The sequence below is a fragment of the Streptomyces ossamyceticus genome, from assembly GCF_001418475.1.
Lineage (GTDB): Bacteria > Actinomycetota > Actinomycetes > Streptomycetales > Streptomycetaceae > Streptomyces > Streptomyces ossamyceticus.
In genome coordinates, this window is the sequence record NZ_LIQX01000620.1 from 509 (window position 1) to 1153 (window position 645).

Annotated in this window: 1 pseudogene; it reads left to right on the forward strand. The window is 67.4% G+C overall.

Annotated features, from left to right (window positions below):
* Positions 1-207, forward strand: a pseudogene (locus AOK15_RS47805) (hypothetical protein); the annotation flags it as partial.
* Between the last annotated feature and the right edge of the window lie 438 nt (positions 208-645).

The following is a 645-nucleotide window of genomic DNA, read 5'->3' on the forward strand; positions in this document are numbered from 1 at the left end:
GCCGAGGTCGCCGCCGCCCTCAGCCAGACCCACCCCGACCGCCGCATCCAGACCAACGTCGTGCGCACCACCCTCGAAGGACTCGTGGCCAAGAGCAAAGCCCAGCGCAGCAGGCAGGGCTCATCCGTCTACTACACCTCCCCCGAGGCCAAAGAGCCGACCACACCGCCCCAGGCCGACTCCCAGCCCGCCCAGGCCAACAGCTGAAGCCGCCGTCTCTCCTCTCCCCAAAGACGGTTGGGAGGCACCGCAAGCGCAGACTCAACACCAGACGTCATTCCACTCGGCCCACTCCGCTACGACTCGGTCATGCCAATGGGTGGGAGGAACCGGATCATGGTTCCCGCGGCTCTCCCACTGCACCCGTATCACTCCGCCCAAGTCCGGCACTACGGCGCACCAACCGCTCATCGCCCCGTCGCCCGTAGCTTGCGGATCCCGCCCCGCGCAGCATGACGGCGGCCCTCGACCCCGGCCTGCCACGACACCGCCAACTCCGCGACCAGACAGGCGAAATGACGCTGTGAGATGCCCGTAATCAGCCGATGGGCCAACACTGCCCGATTGATCGCCACAGCCGGATCATGCCACCGGCCGGAGCACGACCCCTCACCCGCAATCGCCCACCACTCGTTAGATCACGCC